Raw genomic sequence first — 18,147 nt, forward strand, 5'->3', positions numbered from 1 at the left:
CAGTACTCAAAGAAAAAGTCAGATACTGCTAAGTATCTGACTTCTCATAAACCCTCAACCTATTCTAGGATGGGACATACAAAGCTATAGTCGATACTAAATAAAATAGATACACGACATTATAAAATGCGTGACTGGTACAAATTTTTCTTACTTGCTGTGTCTACACAGACAGAGGCTACAAAAAATTTATATCAGTCACGCTGTCTCTTTTTTATATTGAACTGACTATATCAAGATAAATCCTAAGTTAGACCAATTACTCCTGCCATTGCTCAAGCGTAAACTTGGTATCTAAGTGCTTCTCTAACGCAGGCAAGTTAAAAGCATCATCTTCGCTAACGAAGCTAATACTGATACCAGTCTGTCCAGCACGGCCCGTACGACCAATGCGGTGTACGTAGTCATCTGGCTGATCAGGCAAGGTATAATTGACCACGTGGCTAATATCATCCACATGAATACCACGCCCTGCGACATCGGTGGCGACCAAGATAGAAGCATGACCATCTTTAAAACGCTGCAAGTATTTTTCGCGTTTTTGCTGAATGACATCGCCTGATAACATCACAATTTTATGTCCTTGACGCAACTTGTGATAGAGACGCTTCACTTGGTCTTTGCGATTGGCAAAGACAATGACTTTATCGACAGCGGCATCACTGATAATACGCTGCAAAGCTTCTAATTTTTGATCTTCTGTTAATAGATAAAAGTGTTGATCGACCAATTCACTGGTTTTATGCTCAGGCTCAATTTCGACAAATTGCGGCTCATGTAACCAACGATACGCTAAGTTCATCACATCTTGGTTGAAAGTGGCAGAGAATAATAAACTTTGGCGATCGGTGTTAGAAGGCATCCGACCGACCAAGCGCTTGATATCTGGAATAAAACCCATATCCAGCATGCGATCTGCTTCATCTAGTACCAGCACTTCTACTCGATCCAAATAGACCATGCCTTTATTGGCCAGATCAATCAGACGACCAGGTGTCGCCACTAAAATATCAACATATTGACGGTCAAGCTCGTGCTGCTGGGTTTCATAATTTGTGCCACCCATAATACAAACACTGTGTAGCGAAGTATATTTGGTCAGAGCAATACAATCGTCAAATATCTGCTGTGCAAGCTCACGGGTCGGTGCCATGATCACTGCACGTGGCTCACCTAGATAGCGCTCTTCATCATTGGTAAAAGGACGCTTGAGTAATGCTTCCATAATAGTTAACAAAAACGTTGCCGTCTTACCAGTACCCGTTTGTGCCTGTCCGATAGCATCTTGATTTGCCAAGGTGTGCGGTAATATCTGCGCTTGAATAGGGGTCAATTCAGTAAAACCTAAATCACTTACCGCGCGTAAGGTCGGTGCAGAGAGTGGTAAATCAGTAAACGTTGTGAAGTTACTCAAAAAATCATCCTTTTATATGAATTGCTTGTATTTTTCAATCAGTGACAAGCTTATGCTAAGCCTTAGCCTCGCTGTATATCGCTACCAATAACAATAAAAATCATGCATTGGTAAGCATAAAAAAAGCCAAACCCGATGCCTACCCTCACCCATAATGATGAATTAAAATCAACATAGGTAAGATAAGACGGGCTTGACTCAGTAGTATATCAGTAGTTTATCCAGACATTGCAACTAAACTGCGCTAATGACTGTCTCGACTACTCTTCTGTTTTTCTGACTTCTTCAGCTTGAAGGCCTTTATCACCTTCGACAACGCTGAATTCAACTTTTTCGCCATCTTTTAGAGAGCGATAACCATCACCTTGGATCGCACGAAAATGGACAAAAATATCTTCTCCGCTATCACGTTGAATGAAACCAAAGCCTTTTGAGTCATTAAACCACTTTACGATACCTTGCTCACGAGCTGACATAATTTACTTCCTAAAAAAGTCGCTTAGCCCCAAATTCCTTTGCAACATTGCATATAAACGGGGTCTAAGATTGTGAAATCAGAATTAAACCTTACTACGTTAAACACTATCGTCTGAATATATACTTAGCTGAACCCTGTAGATTGCAGTGTTTCGCCATTACCTTTTACTAATACCAAAATAGCTTTTATATTCCCTATAACTTACTTTAGACAGCTTATATAAAGCTCGCGTTGATGGTATTAGAGTACTAGTAACAAATTCGTAATATAGATTGCTTAAAAAATATCATAGCACGGGTTTTTAGCAACATAAAGACTTTTAGTATGGTTTTTAAAACTTAGATTGATTTTTCATGTAATTTTTTTATAACCTTACTGGCAAGCTGTTATCATAATGAAATAAGATTGGTTTTAGCGCGTCATTTCTTGATTTTTGAATCCTACTACTGATTATTAACTTATCAATTATCCATACCATCCAATAGCGATAGAGAGCATTATGACGACCTCTTCTCAGTCAGCAGCGACATCAGAACCTGCTAGTCAATCAACAGAAATAGTGTTAACCCATAAATTATTATTGGTTAATGGGGTCAATCTCAATTTACTGGGCAAGCGTGAGCCGGATATTTATGGTCATACGACGCTGGCTGATATTGAGCAGCACTTAATTGACCGCGCGGCCAATTATGGTGTTAAGCTGATTTGCATACAATCAAATCACGAAGGTACGCTCGTTGATGACATTCAGCATCACGGATTGCTGGCAGATAGAGCGGCACAAGTAGACGCCATCATTATCAATCCTGCTGCATTCACTCACACCTCGGTTGCCCTACGCGATGCCTTATTGGCCACACAAAAATCTTTTATCGAGGTGCATCTGTCTAATGTGCACGCCCGTGAAGCCTTTCGGCAGCATTCTTATTTAAGCGATATTGCAACAGGTGTCATTTGTGGCTTAGGACATAGGGGCTATCAGATGGCATTGGATTATTGGCTAACTAATATGTATGCGATAAACCTGACCGATTAATGCTTTATAGTGGATATTTATAGTAAAGCTGCTCAAATATATTGAGCAAATCATACAGAAAGAAAAAACTCATTCGCGCAAGACAACCTTATCTTTAGCACACGAGTCAAACAGCAATTGCTTACTCAAAATAATAAAATTATGGTTTGATAAATAAACCCCTGCATGGTGATATGAATGGCAAAATCGTCCGGAAAACGCTTTATGAAACTGGCTGGTATGACAGCCAGTATTGCTGGAAAAGCAGCTAAAAACTCATTAAGGCACCTCTCAAGTGACGAAGAAAAACGTCTGCAGGCACGCTCAGAATTGATGCAAGATGTGGGTATTCAGATAGCCGAAACGCTTGGTGAGATGAAAGGTGCGGTGATGAAAGTGGGACAAATCGCCTCACAATATAAAGACGTGTTTCCCCCTGAAGTGGCGACCGCTTTAGAGAAGTTGCAAAAAGATGCACCGCCCATGCCTTATGCGCAAATACGGGCACAAATCGAACGTGAGCTCAAAGCCCCTGTTGATCAGCTATTTACCATGTTTGAAGAAACACCATTTGCCGCCGCTTCCATTGGACAAGTGCACAAGGCTATTTTACCTTCTGGGCAAAAAGTCGTCGTCAAAGTACAGTACCCCGACGTGGATGAAAACTGTGATAGCGATCTCAAGCAAGTCCGCATGGCACTGAAAATCGCTGGCGTTCTAAACATGAGCAAGCAATTACAAGAGCAACTCTTTAACGAGATTCGCCAAAGCTTGCACGATGAATTGGACTATGTCAAAGAAGCCCACAACCTACAGGTCTTTGGTGCTTTTCATGCTGAGGACGAAGGGCTTATTATTCCTAAAGTCGTCAATAGCCATTCTACTAGGCGAATTTTAACGTTGACGGAAGAGATGGGTGAAACGTTGACAGTCGCCGCAACGTGGGATAATGAGATTAAACAGAAAATCGCTGAGCGTCTATTTCATTTTACTGCCGGCCAACTGTTTGGCTTATATCGCATGCACTGTGATCCCCACCCCGGTAACTTTGCGTTTCGTCATGACGGCAGTGTCGTGGCTTACGACTTTGGTGGCATTCGCAGCTATAGCCATAGTGATGTTCAATTATTTCGCCGCTTCGCGCAACATGCTGTCAAAGGTGATGTCACCGCACTTGAGCAAGACTTAATCGCTCTTGATATTCGCCGTGAGGATGATAAAAATGTACCAGGTGAATTCTATGAAAAGTGGCTGGCTATTGGGATGAAGCCGCTCTCCATTGCACCTTATCAAGAAGGGGCTTTTGATTTTGGCAGCAGCCAAGTTCATCACGAAGCAATCAGCCAAATGCGCACCTCATTAAAATACTTTGGGCAATTTCAACCTTCAGCCACGACGATGATGCTGGATCGCACCGTATCAGGACAATATTGGAACTTGGTCAATTTAGGTGTCGAGATCGATCTGTCATCGCTGGTCGCTCAATATATAACCAATTAGTTGACCTAATTAGAAAGACGAGTGTGCATTACACATGCAATGCATGGCCGCAGCGATCACAAAAAGTGGCACTGACTGCATGGCCAAATTTTCCGCAATTCGGGCAGGTGATTGGATTGAGTTGTGGGCGCATATTCCGAGCCAGCTCAGAGGTAAAAATACCCGTTGGGACCGCAATGATCGAATAACCCGTAATCATGACCATGCTCGCAATCGCTTGACCTAACGGTGTTTTAGGTGACATATCACCATAACCGACCGTGGTCATGGTAACGACCGCCCAATAGATAGAAAGCGGAATACTGGTAAAGCCGTTTTCGGGACCTTCTACCACATAAATAATCGAGCCAAAAATCGTTACCAATAAAACCAGTGATAAGAAAAACACGGTGATTTTTTGCTGACTGGTTCTAAGTGCCGAGGCCAAGAAGCCCGCTTGTTGCATATAGGCTTTAAGTTTGAGTACGCGAAATATGCGCAAAATACGTAAAATACGTATGACCAATAAGTACTGTACGCCCACGAACAATAGACTTAAATAACTGGGTAGAACGGATAATAAATCTACTATCCCAAAAAAACTAAAGGCATAACGAAAACGATTGGGTGCTGAAAACCAGCGTAAAGCATACTCAATGGTAAATAAAATGGTAAAAAACCATTCTGCATAAAAAAACAGCGTACCATATTGCAAACGCATATATAACACACTATCCAGCATCACAACACCAACACTGGTCAAAATCGCTATCAATAATACAACATCGAAAAGCTTACCCATACGGGTATCTGTGCCTTCGACAATGATATGAATGCGGTTACGTAAGTGAGTAATAGCTTCGTTATTTGGTTGCTTCATAGAATCAATAGAGTCACAAGATCAATGGTTTTAAAAAACCGAACGATTTAGGCTAGCAGGAACAAGCTAAGATTGGTCAAAATGCGCAAAAGTGGTTTATAATACGCGACAGCTTATGAGTACCAATAGCTATTATCAGATCTGATAGATAGTTATATAGGTAGCCATAATACAAAGAATAATAGTGTAGCAAAAAAGCACTGCGAACGACATACAAATTGTTAACTTGTAAGTAAGCCAATTACCTTAGAAAAACAGGTCAATCATATAATTAAAATAGCTCGTTAAGTGTCAAAAATCATCATTCATACTCTTTTTATTCACACCATAAATACCACGTAAAAATTTAAGGATGTCATATGGCAGGCCATTCAAAATGGGCAAATATTAAACACCGTAAAGCCCGTCAAGATGCGGTAAAAGGTAAAGTATTTACCAAGATTATTCGTGAAATTGTTTCTGCTGCCAAGCAAGGTGACCCCGACCCTGACAAAAACCCACGCTTGCGTGCCGTTATTGAAAAAGCATTATCAGTCAATATGACCCGCGACACGATCAACCGTGCTGTCGATCGCGGTACGGGCGGCGGTGATAACGAAAACATGGAAGAAGTCAGCTACGAAGGCTATGGCGTTGGCGGTGTGGCGGTGCTGGTCGAAACCATGACTGACAACCTCAACCGTACCGTCAGCGAAGTACGCCACGCGTTTACCAAAAATGAGGGTAATCTTGGCACCTCAGGCTCAGTGGCCTATCTGTTTACTAAGCGCGGTGAAATCACTTTTAATGATACAAGCTTAGAAGACGAAGTGATGTTGGTCGCCCTAGATGCTGGTGCGCTTGATATCGAAAATGATGGTGATAGCTTGCTGGTCATCACCGAATGGGAAACTTTCGGTCAAGTCAAAGATGCACTTAATGCTGCAGGTCTCATCTCTGACAATGCGGAAGTGACCATGTCGCCCTCAACCACTGCTGAGATAGACAATGTGGATGATGCCGAAAAAGTTATGAAAATGATTGATATGCTAGAAGACATCGATGACGTACAAGAAGTTTATAGCAATGTGAATTTCTCTGCTGACGTCATGGCACAACTTGAGCAATAGTTTTATCCCTTAACCATTTATGTCCATTGTCTCATCCTAGAATAGACAAAAAAAAGCTGCTCTTATATAGAGCAGCTTTTTTGGTTAGAGCTTCTTTAAAATCAACGGTTGGGGACGGTCAAACGCTGACCGCGCTGTAGCATGGTGTCGGCTTTTATTTTATTCATATCAGCAAGCTCTTGCGTTGATACGCCATATTTACGAGCCAAACCAATCAAGCTATCCCCTGAACCAACCGTATAGCTGACTGTTACTTTAGGCACTTTGATGGTTTGTCCACGTTGTAGCTGAGCATTGGTCGCAAGATCATTGGTCGCCGCCAAATCTTCGACTGAAACGCCAAACTGACGCGCCAGCGCGATTAAACCATCGCCTGATTTCACTTTATAGCTCTCAGTGTCGCCCAGTTTTTTGCCATTACTGCTTGATGTACTAGCCGTAGTACTGGCAGAACTGCTGCTGCTTTGATTGCTGCTAGTAGCAGGAGCGCTACCGCTAGCAGGAATGGTAATGGTGCGACCCAATATCAAATTGGAGTTGGTTTTTAAATTATTGGCTGCTGCCAAATCACCCAAACCGATATTGTAACGTTGAGCGACACCCGTTAAGGTATCCCCTGATTTCACTTTATAACTGACCGACTTATCATTCAACTGACGATCAACCAACTCTTTAGACGCTGGGACTTTAATTGTTTGACCGCGTTGTAGACGTGCCTTAGCATCAAAACTGCTATTGACCGCAGCCAACTCTGCCGCACTGACCCCCACACTATTCGCAATACCAATCAAGGTATCACCTGATTTTACTTTATAGTTGGTCGTTGATACTGAAGAGCTTGCACGGCTAGTCGAACTACTGGCACTAATGCTGTTACTAGTAGAATTAAAGTCAACGCTGGCCGGTACTTTCAGTGTCTGACCCACATACAGTGAATCAGTCGTACCAATGTTATTAAGGCTCGCCAAGGTTTCAGTTGAGATGTTAAATTGGCGTGCTAGGGCAATTAGCCCATCACCTGCTTTCACTTTATAGTTTTTGGTCGCAGTCGACGACTTACTTGGTTTAGTCGATGGCGCAGCAGGTGTGCTTGCTGGAGCGGTCACCTTACCTGGTATCAACCACAACTTTTGACCTCTAAGTAAGTCAGCACGGCTGCTTAAGTTATTGTAGCTTGCTAACTGTGTCACAGACAAACCAAAGCGGTTGGCCGTACCAATTAGGGTATCGCCACCTTGTACCACATAACTCTCAGGCTGGCTTGCTGCGGTGGCGCTACTGCTGCTTAATGGCTCAATAGTTTTAGCACTATACAAGTATAACGTACTGCCAGACAATAGCTTAGCGCTGGCATCTATTTGGTTCCATTCAGCGATATCACGCCAGCTTACATCAGCACGACTGGCGATATTTGATAAAGTATCACCACGTTTTACCGTATAAGTGGTACGTGTGCCTTGTGGCTTTGGCTTACTCACTGATGTCTTTGGAAAACTCAGCTTTTTCTCTTCACCGCGTGCTTCTAAAATAGACTGCTGTGTCTGTACTGCAGAAAGATTGATATTACCATCCGCATTGATGACATTGGTCTCAGCAGTATTGCTTCGAATTTGATTGGCAATAAAGTCGCGCTCTTCTTTGCTTAGCGGTGGCTCTTGGACGATAGTGTTGTTTTGGGTAATCTGTGCAGAAGTAGTCGGTAAACTGTTGCTGCTTTTGAGCTCTGCATTGATTTTGTTGGTTTCTGCCGTGGTCAAAGGCGGCTCAGTACGCACAGCATTGTTGCTATAGACAGAGCTGCTCGTCGGCGTGACTGATGGTGAAATATAACTGGTCGTTTGCTGAGGCACACTGGCGCTCGCCGCATAATCTGCAAGCGCACTGCCTGTAGAAGGCAATGACGTTCCGGTATAGGGCTTGCTATTGTAACTTGGTGTCGTTGGTGCGTTAGGATTCGTGTTGCTGGTAGCGATGACATTGCTACTACCGTTGCCTCTTAACGAGCTTAATTTTGCGTCAGTATTGAGACTCACATCATTCGGAATGATAATACGCTGCGGGCCTGAAGAATCAACACGGGCTGACGTCAGTGCCGTATTCAGCCTTTCTAGTTCATCATAACTAACGCCTGTCACTTGTGACACTTCGGCTAAGCTAACGCCATAGTTCACTGGCACACTACGGAAATGCTGGCGGTTAGCGATAGCGGGCAGATAAACGCCATATTGCTCAGGTTTGGCCACAATTTCAGCCACTGCCAAAAAGCGCGGTACATAGTTCATGGTCTCAGTCGGTAATCTGAGTGACCAATAGTCAGTTGGCAAACCGCGAGCCGCATTGGCATCGATTGCTTTTTGCACACGACCAGGGCCAGCATTGTAAGCGGCTAATGCCAGCTCCCAACTACCGAATTGATTATGTAGAGCTGTCAAAAAGTCATAAGCCGCGCGCGTTGATTCGATGACATCACGGCGACCATCATAACTACTGCTTTGATTTAGACCATAAATACGACCCGTACTTGGAATGAACTGCCATAGACCTGCCGCAGCAGCACTACTGGTACCACTTGGATCATAGGAGCTCTCAATCACGGGCAGTAACGCAAGTTCAGTGGGAATATTACGACGCTCAGCTTCTCGTACGGTATGGTATAGATAGCGACTGGCACGCGCCGTTAAGCGATTTAGATAGTCCTGTCTGCTGGTAAACCAACCCTTCTGCCCTTCGATACGCTGGTTATAAACAGGCTGACCACCATTCATGCGATAGCCCGCACGTAGGCGATTCCATAAGTCCCCGTACTGTTGAATAGCAAGCTTATTGCCTTCAACCATCGTCATGTCGGTCGCTTCTAGCAAATCCGCCAGCTCATCTAAGCTTTCAGCATCCAAAAATGCCGTTGAATAATCAGCATTAGTGCTTGGGTTAGCGACTTGATTGGCAGGACGTTTGGTAACCACAGCTGAGCTGTTGGTCATGCCCTTATTTTTTACCGCTGACGTATTACTACAAGCACTGATAAGTAAAGTCGTTACCGCAAGCGTCAATGGTAAGGCAATAAATGAGCGAGAGTTTGAGAGCACATTAGACATGGTATTGGAAGTTTCCTAACGACAAGAATTGATAAGGTAATATTGATGGCTAGTATAGTATGCAATGTTAAGCAAACACTAGCCTAATATAAAAGATAATAATCAGCCGATACTCTAGAAGTTACGACGACATGCATAAAAATTGCACGTTCGAACTGGTAACTAATATAGCTTTGAATAATTATCATCTTTTTTATAGCTCAGCGCTGAACATGCACGCTAAGCCATAACTACTGGTTATAAGTACTAACTATAAGTACTGAATTCTTAATTAATAGCCACTTGTGATACAGCGCGTAGCAGAACTGCATTGCCAGTAGACAACGTCAAAGTCACTCGCGAGGTCGTGACAAAAGACACATTGCGACCGTCTTTTACCCAGCTTTCATTGGTCGTAACATTAGCCTTGGCCTGATTACCAGTGATGACAACGTTATCTACAGAAATATCGTAGCGATAATTGGACGTGTCATTCCAACTGTTTTGCAGTAACTTTAAGTAGGCATCTTTATCTAAGCTGGTAGACTTACCTTTTCTTGATAATGAAATCAGCGCATCGTCAGAGACAAGACCGGCGACTTGATTGATGCTTTTATTATTCGCTGATGACTTCATGGCTGCTGCATAGCTTTGTACCAAATCTTCGGTCATGGTCGCGGCTTGCGCAGTGATGCTTACGGTGCTTGCCACAGCAACCGCTGCTGTTGCGCCAGCACTTTTTAGCAATAGAGCCAACAGCCCTTTTCCCCATAGTCGTTTCATGATAATCCTTAACGATACCGTTTTCGTTGTTGTCGTTGGCATTAATTGACGTTTAGCACCTATTTACTATTTAATTATAGATGGCTATAGTCAGTTCAATATAAAAAGATATGACAAATATAACGCCCCGCTGGACGCTAACCTTTTATTAACGCGTTTGCTTAAAACTTTTAACAGCATACTTTGTTAGTGATTTTAGCCTATCACTCAATTCTCACAGCCATGTGACACCCTGTGTAATTATTGCGAATATCACTTTACTATGAACGCCTTACAGCTTTATTACCCTACAGCACTTATTGCTCTAAAGCACTGACCATACGTCAACTGCACTGTCATGACTCAGAAGCCCAATGTCTGGCGCATCAATGATAACGCTATAACTTACTCTCTGTATTACTGTCTTCATACTGCTCATCATCGCTCAGTTTCATGCCCAAACGCTCTACGCGTCTGTCCATCATTTGCCGTGCTAACGCCTGCATGTCTTCAACGCGGTCTATCTCATCCACAATCTCAAGACCCAATAACGTTTCAAACACGTCTTCTAAGGTGACCAAGCCTTTTACTTCACCGTACTCACCCACGGTAATAGCGATATGAATACGATTTTTTAGCATGAGCTCCAATAAATCAAATAACTTCATCTTTGAAAATACAAAGGTGATATCACGTTTGAACTGAGTCAACGGCTTATGCATCGCATGATTGACTTTCGCCAACAACATATCTGTTTTTAAGACAAAACCCGTAATATTGTCCAAGTCGCCATCATAAATCGGCAGTCGTGAAAAAGTCAGTTTAGGACGATCAACCAGCAATTCAGCCACGGTTTTGTTTTCTTCAAACGCCAACATCACCGAGCGCGGCGTCATGATATCTTCGACTTTAATAGCACCAAATGCGAGTAAATTGCGAATAATTCGAGATTCTAGTGGGTCGATCTGTCCAGACTCTTCACCAATACTAGCAAGCGCAGCAAACTCACGACGGCTAAATGCTTGTGGTTCTTTGCCACGTACCAGCAGTTTCGTTAGCCGCTCCGAAATCCAAATAAGCGGATAAAGCAGTAAAATGATACCGCGCACAAAGTAAGCGACCATGCCACTTAACTGACGCCAATATACCGTTCCAAGTGTCTTTGGGATAATTTCAGATAAAAACAAAATAGCCAACGTCATAATGGCAGAAAATAGCCCAAACCAAGCACTACCAAACACGATCGTAGCCTGAGCACCCGCTCCGATAGAACCTAACGTATGAGCCACTGTATTCAAGGTCAAAATAGCGGCCAACGACTGATCGATATTATCGACCTTTAATCGTCTTAGCATATTTGCTTTTTTTGGATTGCGTTCTTGAACATCCGCAATATAGGATGGTGTCATGCTCAGCAAAACAGATTCAGCCAGAGAGCAAATAAACGAGATACCAATAGCGATCAGCACAAACAATATGAGCAGCAGTACACTGGCAGCAGTCGGTTCTGCTACTAGACTTTCTGTTACTACGCCCCCCGCTGCAAAAGCGGAATGAGGCAATAAGAACATCAGCATTGCTAGTAGTGCCGACAGCCTAGAGACTGATTTAGTAAGACTAAGACGCTGTAAATAGCGCATCGTCGGGGGAGGTTCAGCAGAGACGTCTTTACGACAAGCGCGTGGACGACACAAACGAGGTATAAACATAAAAGTGGTGGACAAGTTAGGTAACCTAAACATAAAAGAGAAAAAAGGAATCGAAAAAGATAATTAGCAGACTACATCAGACAGCAAACCATCTATGATAAAAAACTGGATCGTGCTAAATGGTCAAGTAATGCTGCTCTCATACCTTCTATTAGATACAATTATAGCCTAATAGTAGAGCGCACTAAATACAGGCAATCATTGTCTTTTGATAGTAGCACTGATGATGTGAATGCACAATAAGTCGCTATTTGTTTTTAAGCGGATAGTTTTAATGTAACTGGGTGCTTAAAGCGGATAGTTTTAATAGTATTGTCTTGACCATACTTATTATGTTGCATAATTCTGATGGTGTTGAGGCATAGTTTGCATGAATTTAACCCTTAGATATTCCAAGTCAGTCTCCACTTCACAACACCCTATTTTATACACCAAAGAGATTGTAGGGATAAATATTGACTGCTAGTATGCCAGTACGTTAAGAAAAACATCCTCAGCCTATGATTAACAGTTACCAAGTCTAGGATTTTTTGTTACTATGCGTTTAATTTATTATTATCTATGACTCACTGAGAGAGATTATGTTGTTATTTATCCAAGCGGCCCATGCTGCCGAAACTGCCGGTGCTGCATCACTATTTGGTCAAATCTTATTACCTGTTGCTTTTTTTGCAATTTTTTACTTCTTAGTGATCCGTCCTCAATCTAAGCGCACTAAAGAACACCGTGCTATGGTCAATGCGTTGACAGTCGGTAGTGAAATCATCTTTGCTGGTGGACTAATGGGTCGTATCAAAGCATTAGAAGGCGATTATGCAGTCGTTAGCTTAAACAATAATACAGATATCAAAGTACAGCGTGCTTCTGTTATTTCAGTATTGCCAGCTGGCACTATCGAAAGCGTCTAATTATTGTCAATAGCTTTGATAATAATTAATGAATAGTTGTCATAGCTATAAAAGCAACCGCTATAAAAGTGACCGTATCTGATTTACGGTCACTTTTCGCTTTACCTTTTTACGTTTTATTATCATCGCGGATGATCGCAATGGTGCATCATGACGGCTGCTAAATAAGCACTCAACCATTGCTCTCACTAACTTCCCATCTGCTAACTTGTGGCCTGCGTCGCCAATAGTTTATCAACTTAAAGAAGTGATTATGCAATATCCCGCTTGGAAATACTTACTTATTACCGTCGTGCTAATCATTGCCGGTCTGTATGCTGCTCCTAACCTCTATCCTGATGAACCTGCGGTACAGATTACTAGTGCAGCAGCAGGTACGCAGCTGTCTGATGGTATCTTGACCCAGTCTCAAAGCTTACTCGAAGACGCTGGTTTGAACAATCATGACGGCACCTTTGAGGGCAACAGCGCGCTGGTACGTCTTGATAACCCAGTCGATCAGCTCAAAGCACAGGAAGTACTGCGTCAGAACTTGGGCGAGGACTATGTGGTCGCGCTCAACTTAGCGCAGACAACCCCGCAATGGCTACGTGATATCGGTGCTAGACCGATGAAGCTCGGTCTTGATTTACGTGGTGGTGTGCGTTTTGTGCTAGAAGTTGACATGGATAAGGCTCTCGATCAACGCCTAACCAGTGCCAGCCGTGATGTACGCCGTGACCTGCGGGCTGAACGTATTGCGATCAAAGGCATCAAAACTGAAAACCAAGGCATCGTGCTACATTTCGCTGATACAGACACCCGTAATCGTGCGCAAAATGTCTTGCAAGGCTCGATGAGCAATACTTTTAGTTTACAGTCTTCTATTGATGACCAAGGCCCTGCCCTGATTTTGGTGTACAACGATGCAACGCTAGACGAAATCAATAGCTATGCGGTCAATCAAAACTTAACAACCCTACGCAATCGTATTGCTGAACTTGGCGTCACCGAAGCTTTGGTACAATCACAAGGCGCGAGTCGTATCGTCGTTGAATTACCTGGTGTACAAGATACCGCAGAAGCAAAACGAGTCCTTGGACGCACAGCGAACCTTGAGTTCCGTATGGTGGCTGAGGACAGTGAAAACTACACAGGTGGCATTCCTCCTGCTGGTACCGAAGCATTCCCGTTTGAGACGCTTGATGGTCCACCAGTATTGCTAGAGCGTCAATCTATCGTCACAGGTGATAAAGTCACTAATGCACAGACGGGTATTGATGAGAGCGGCTCACCTGAAGTAAGTATTACGCTGGATAGTGCTGGCGGTAAGCTGATGCAAAACGCCACACGTACTGCTGTTGGCAAGCAAATGGCCGTCCTATTCATTGAAAATAAGCAAAGAATCACTTACGAAGAAGACCCAGCGACTGGCGAAACGGTCGAAGTACGTACGCCTTATGCTGAAACTAAAGTCATCAATCGTGCCAATATTCAAGCCGTACTAGGCTCCTCTTTCCGCATTACTGGTCTTGATAGTAGTGCAGAAGCAGCAGAACTTGCACTACTCCTACGTTCAGGCGCATTAGCCGCACCGATGTACTTTGTAGAAGAACGCACCATTGGTCCTTCACTGGGTCAAGAAAATATCGATAAAGGTCTCTTCTCTACGCAAGTTGGTTACTTGTTAGTCTTTGCGTTCATGATTATTTTCTATCGTCTGTTTGGGGTCATTGCCAACGTGGCGCTAGCGATTAACGTCATTATCATCATCGCTATTATGTCAATTTTAGGCTCATCACTGACCCTACCCGGTATTGCCGGTATCGTCTTAACCATTGGTATGGCGGTCGATGCCAACGTGCTGATTTTTGAGCGGATACGTGAGGAGCTGGCAAATGGCGTCCGGCCAAAATCTGCCATTGTGGCGGGTTTTGATCGCGCTTTTAGTAGTATCTTCGATGCCAACATCACTACCTTATTGGTCGCCTTTATCTTATTTGCGATTGGTACAGGTCCGATTAAAGGCTTTGCGATCACCTTAGCGATTGGTATTGTCAGCTCGCTATTTACCGCGATTTTGGTAACGCGTGCGCTGGTACAAATTGCTTACGGTAAACGTAAATCTATCAAACGTCTGAGCATCGGTTAGGAGAAACATATGGCGATCGATAAGAATAATCCTCTAGAACAGCAAAATAATCCAGATCGAAATGGCTCAAATGGCGATTCAAACAGTAACAGTACGCGCCGCCGTAACAAACCGCGTCGTGATGGTAAAGGTAGTAATACTAAAACCAACAATCCTACGACGGCGAAATCAGACAAAAGCAAAACGCGTCGTGGCGGTCAAAATACTCAAGAATTGACAACACAGACAAGTACGCCTGTCGACCAGACTCAATTAATGAGTGATGCCGCTGAGGACGCTGCTGCACAAGCTGAAGGCGGTATCAAAGCCGTTGGTAATCAACGTATCATTCCCTTTATGAAGATAGAAAAGCCGATGGCTATTTTATCGTTACTCATGGTGATTGGTAGTATTATCGCGATTGCCGTTAATGGTCTAAATCTAGGTTTAGACTTTACCGGTGGTGTTTCAGCAGATGTACGTTATGAGCAGCCTGCTGAGCAAGTAGAAGTGGTCAAAGCCTTGGCTGATAATGGCTTTGATGATGCTGTCGTACAATATCTTGGCACACGTCAAGAGTTACTGGTACGTTTGCCACCTCAGTCTGACAATATTGACGGACTCAATGCCAGTCTTAGTGCCGCGTTAGCATTGCCTAATAATACGGTTGAAATCAGTAATGTGAATATCATTGGTAGCCAAGTAGGTAATGAAGTCTACTTAAACTCTGTTATGTCACTGGTTTTAGCCTTGGTCTGTATGCTTGGTTATGTCGCGCTACGTTTCCAGTTCAAGCTGTCTCTAGGTGCGGTGCTGTCACTCTTCCACGATGCTATCGTGACCATCGGTGTCTTTGCCCTATTTGGCTTTCCGTTTGACTTAACTGTTTTGGCGGCTATCTTAGCCTTGATCGGTTATTCCTTGAACGATACGATTGTTGTCTATGACCGTATTCGTGAAAACTTCCGCCGCGTCCGTGGTATTACACCGCGTCAAACGATTGATTTGTCATTAACAGAAACGTTACGTCGTACCATTATGACTATCTCAACTGTATTACTGGTTGTTTTAGCCATGCTGTTCTTGGGCGGTGACGGCCTCTATTGGTTCTCGGTAGCACTGTTCATCGGTTTGTTGGCTGGTACTTATTCATCAACGTATATCGCAAGCTCTATTCCACTACGTATGGGGCTATCTCGTGATGATTTCGTGGTCAAGGTTAAGCCTGAATTTGAAGAAGAAATCGTCACTTTTAATGACCCAAAAATGTTTGAACAAGACAATATTTAAAGCAACTTAGTTAGGGTCTGTTGAGTATTCAAATGTGGAACTGGCAGTGGCTATTTTTTAGACAATACGCAGTGAAATTTTTGACGCCTAGTCGTTCTAGGTTAGACAATTTCGCCATGTATTGGCAAAAAATAGCCCTGCCCTGAAAGGCTGATACTAAAATCACCCCAAACGTTGTTGTAAACCTAGCTAAGGTCTCGACATTATCGTCGGTTTACGCCTGATTTGATAAAACGTTTGATGCGATTTTAGCGATCAGCAGTCCTAATATTTGAATGTTCAATAGACCCTAAGTTAATCTTTAAATAAAAGAGTATTCAAACAAGCTTATAATCCGTTTTTCACTGTACGGAAGTAAGCTACAAATAAAAGCACCTGACTCATAACTAATGAGTGTTGGGTGCTTTTATCTTTATATACTGCTACAACCATAGCCATTAAGTATAAACGAGCCACCAATGCCAACTGTCACGCCATCACGCTCCATACCGCCGATTGATACTCGTTATACGCGTATTATCGCCATCGCATTACCGGTATTGTTGGCTAACTTGGCGATGCCGCTACAAAGCGTGATTGATACCGCCATTGTCGGTAATATGAATGACACTGCTAAGCTTGCTGGTATGGGGTTGGCCATACAGTTATTGTCTTTGTTACTCGTCAGTTTTAACTTCTTACAGTACGCTTCATCTGGACTATCAGCTCAAGCGTTGGGACAATCAGTCAGCCATGCTGACAGTGCTGAAAAAACGACGACAAAGCAGTCAAGTCTGATTGCTTCACCACTGCTGTCTATTTTGCAACGTGCCTTATTATTAGCATTCATCATCGGCGCACTATTACTGCTGGCAAAACCATGGTTGATTGATTTTGGCTTAAGAGCCTTATCTGCCAACCCTAACAGTGGCCTTGCTGCCAAGACTTATTTGGACGTACGTTTTTGGGGCGTCATCGCTGAGCTAATGAATTTTGCATTTATAGGCTGGTTTGCGGGTCAAGGTAAGACACGTTACATGCTCTACCAACAAGGCTTTATCGCCCTACTTAATATTATTCTCACTCTATTCTTTGTCTACGGACTGCAAATGGGGTTAGTTGGTGTGGCACTAGGTACTACTATCGCCTTTTGGTCTGGCGTGTTACTGGCCTTATGGTTGAGCCGTCAACATCTGCAGATATCTTGGACGGCGCTGTTTACATCTGATCCTAAGCATTTTGCGAAAGAAAAAATGCTTAGGCTATTTTCGCTTAATAAAGATATCTTTATTCGTACGCTGATCTTAACGTTAAGCTTTGCTTGGATCACTCGTTTATCTGCGCAAAGTGGTGATGTAATTTTGGCTGCCAACGCTATTTTATTGCAAGTATTGAGCATTTCAGCCTTCGCCCTTGATGGCGTAGCAGTATCTGCTGAGACCCTGAGCGGTCAAGCAGCTGGAAGACGTGACTGGCCACGGTTTCGTATTATCGTCAAACGTACTGGCGTAGTCAGCTATGGGCTTGCCATCATGCTAAGTGCACTATGGTGGCTTGCCATGCCAACTTATTTGCAGCTTATGACCAATATTGAACCGGTCTTTGCCCTTGCCTATGACTACCATCTTTATGCAGTGCTATTACCGCTGGTCGGCGTTGGTGCTTATTGGTTAGACGGCATATTCTTTGGCTTAACGGCGGGTAATGTCATTCGTAACGCCGCCCTTATATTGGCAGTGGTCTTTTTCCCACTGAGTTGGCTACTCTATCAGCAGTGGGATATAACTGGTATCTGGCTTAGCGTCTGGTGTTTGTTGCTGCTAAGACTTATTATTCTTGGCGGATTTTTATACCGTGCACATCAAACCGGTAGCTATGCAAAATTACAGCCCAATGTTTAGCATGGATGATCTAAAGATTTATTTACCTAAAAAATAGGA

Annotated in this window: 13 protein-coding genes; 7 read left to right on the forward strand and 6 right to left on the reverse strand. The window is 43.3% G+C overall.

The window, feature by feature from the left end:
- Positions 1-259 precede the first annotated feature (259 nt).
- Positions 260-1,414: a DEAD/DEAH box helicase gene (locus JMY08_RS06630; RefSeq protein WP_194618637.1), complete on the reverse strand. Its 1,155-nt coding sequence runs from the start codon at positions 1,412-1,414 to the stop codon at positions 260-262.
- Between the two features lie 260 nt (positions 1,415-1,674).
- Positions 1,675-1,890: a cold-shock protein gene (locus JMY08_RS06635; protein ID WP_010198374.1), complete on the reverse strand. Its 216-nt coding sequence runs from the start codon at positions 1,888-1,890 to the stop codon at positions 1,675-1,677.
- Between the two features lie 501 nt (positions 1,891-2,391).
- On the opposite strand from JMY08_RS06635, the gene aroQ reads away from it, so the two are divergent.
- Positions 2,392-2,928, forward strand: a complete 537-nt coding sequence (gene aroQ, locus JMY08_RS06640) for a type II 3-dehydroquinate dehydratase (RefSeq protein ID WP_201592455.1) — start codon at positions 2,392-2,394, stop codon at positions 2,926-2,928.
- Between the two features lie 177 nt (positions 2,929-3,105).
- Entirely contained in the window at positions 3,106-4,407 is a 1,302-nt protein-coding gene (locus JMY08_RS06645) for an ABC1 kinase family protein (RefSeq protein WP_201592456.1), read from the forward strand.
- A gap of 28 nt (positions 4,408-4,435) precedes the next feature.
- On the opposite strand, the gene JMY08_RS06650 is transcribed toward JMY08_RS06645, so the two are convergent.
- Positions 4,436-5,266, reverse strand: a complete 831-nt coding sequence (locus tag JMY08_RS06650; protein WP_010198359.1) for an ion transporter — start codon at positions 5,264-5,266, stop codon at positions 4,436-4,438.
- A gap of 359 nt (positions 5,267-5,625) precedes the next feature.
- Here JMY08_RS06650 and JMY08_RS06655 point away from each other — a divergent pair, with 359 nt between their 5' ends.
- The gene (locus JMY08_RS06655) at positions 5,626-6,375 is read left to right on the forward strand and encodes a YebC/PmpR family DNA-binding transcriptional regulator (protein WP_194618640.1); all 750 of its coding nucleotides are present in this window, start codon (positions 5,626-5,628) and stop codon (positions 6,373-6,375) included.
- A gap of 101 nt (positions 6,376-6,476) precedes the next feature.
- Here JMY08_RS06655 and JMY08_RS06660 read toward each other — a convergent pair whose 3' ends face one another.
- The 3 genes from JMY08_RS06660 to JMY08_RS06670 all read right to left on the reverse strand — a co-directional run bounded on the left by JMY08_RS06660 (position 6,477) and on the right by JMY08_RS06670 (position 11,920).
- Entirely contained in the window at positions 6,477-9,470 is a 2,994-nt protein-coding gene (locus JMY08_RS06660) for a LysM peptidoglycan-binding domain-containing protein (RefSeq protein ID WP_201592457.1), read from the reverse strand.
- Between the two features lie 267 nt (positions 9,471-9,737).
- A complete protein-coding gene (locus tag JMY08_RS06665) occupies positions 9,738-10,232 on the reverse strand; it encodes a hypothetical protein (protein ID WP_201592458.1) in 495 nt (164 codons plus the stop codon).
- 377 nt (positions 10,233-10,609) lie between these two features.
- The gene (locus tag JMY08_RS06670) at positions 10,610-11,920 is read right to left on the reverse strand and encodes a CNNM domain-containing protein (RefSeq protein ID WP_194619584.1); all 1,311 of its coding nucleotides are present in this window, start codon (positions 11,918-11,920) and stop codon (positions 10,610-10,612) included.
- A gap of 581 nt (positions 11,921-12,501) precedes the next feature.
- On the opposite strand from JMY08_RS06670, the gene yajC reads away from it, so the two are divergent.
- The 4 genes from yajC (at position 12,502) to JMY08_RS06690 (ending at position 18,108) form a co-directional block, all read left to right on the forward strand.
- Entirely contained in the window at positions 12,502-12,828 is a 327-nt protein-coding gene (gene yajC / locus JMY08_RS06675; RefSeq protein ID WP_189581667.1) for a preprotein translocase subunit YajC, read from the forward strand.
- Between the two features lie 253 nt (positions 12,829-13,081).
- Complete coding sequence (gene secD / locus JMY08_RS06680) at positions 13,082-14,959, forward strand: protein translocase subunit SecD (RefSeq protein WP_010198348.1); 1,878 nt, start codon at positions 13,082-13,084, stop codon at positions 14,957-14,959.
- A gap of 9 nt (positions 14,960-14,968) precedes the next feature.
- Positions 14,969-16,228, forward strand: coding sequence for a protein translocase subunit SecF (gene secF, locus JMY08_RS06685; RefSeq protein ID WP_201592459.1), 1,260 nt, complete (start codon positions 14,969-14,971; stop codon positions 16,226-16,228).
- Between the two features lie 458 nt (positions 16,229-16,686).
- The gene (locus tag JMY08_RS06690) at positions 16,687-18,108 is read left to right on the forward strand and encodes an MATE family efflux transporter (protein WP_201592460.1); all 1,422 of its coding nucleotides are present in this window, start codon (positions 16,687-16,689) and stop codon (positions 18,106-18,108) included.
- The last annotated feature ends 39 nt before the right edge of the window (positions 18,109-18,147 follow it).

The sequence above is a fragment of the Psychrobacter sp. Pi2-51 genome (genome assembly GCF_904846665.1).
Taxonomy (GTDB): domain Bacteria; phylum Pseudomonadota; class Gammaproteobacteria; order Pseudomonadales; family Moraxellaceae; genus Psychrobacter; species Psychrobacter glaciei.

Bases quoted from the DNA above. Each gene is read 5' to 3' on its own strand.
- JMY08_RS06635 (WP_010198374.1), bottom strand. From the start codon at position 1,890: ATGTCAGCTCGTGAGCAAGGTATCGTAAAGTGGTTTAATGACTCAAAA.
- aroQ (WP_201592455.1), top strand. From the start codon at position 2,392: ATGACGACCTCTTCTCAGTCAGCAGCGACATCAGAACCTGCTAGTCAA.
- JMY08_RS06645 (WP_201592456.1), top strand. From the start codon at position 3,106: ATGGCAAAATCGTCCGGAAAACGCTTTATGAAACTGGCTGGTATGACA.
- JMY08_RS06650 (WP_010198359.1), bottom strand. From the start codon at position 5,266: ATGAAGCAACCAAATAACGAAGCTATTACTCACTTACGTAACCGCATT.
- JMY08_RS06655 (WP_194618640.1), top strand. From the start codon at position 5,626: ATGGCAGGCCATTCAAAATGGGCAAATATTAAACACCGTAAAGCCCGT.
- JMY08_RS06660 (WP_201592457.1), bottom strand. From the start codon at position 9,470: ATGTCTAATGTGCTCTCAAACTCTCGCTCATTTATTGCCTTACCATTG.
- JMY08_RS06665 (WP_201592458.1), bottom strand. From the start codon at position 10,232: ATGAAACGACTATGGGGAAAAGGGCTGTTGGCTCTATTGCTAAAAAGT.
- JMY08_RS06670 (WP_194619584.1), bottom strand. From the start codon at position 11,920: ATGTTTATACCTCGTTTGTGTCGTCCACGCGCTTGTCGTAAAGACGTC.
- yajC (WP_189581667.1), top strand. From the start codon at position 12,502: ATGTTGTTATTTATCCAAGCGGCCCATGCTGCCGAAACTGCCGGTGCT.
- secD (WP_010198348.1), top strand. From the start codon at position 13,082: ATGCAATATCCCGCTTGGAAATACTTACTTATTACCGTCGTGCTAATC.
- secF (WP_201592459.1), top strand. From the start codon at position 14,969: ATGGCGATCGATAAGAATAATCCTCTAGAACAGCAAAATAATCCAGAT.
- JMY08_RS06690 (WP_201592460.1), top strand. From the start codon at position 16,687: ATGCCAACTGTCACGCCATCACGCTCCATACCGCCGATTGATACTCGT.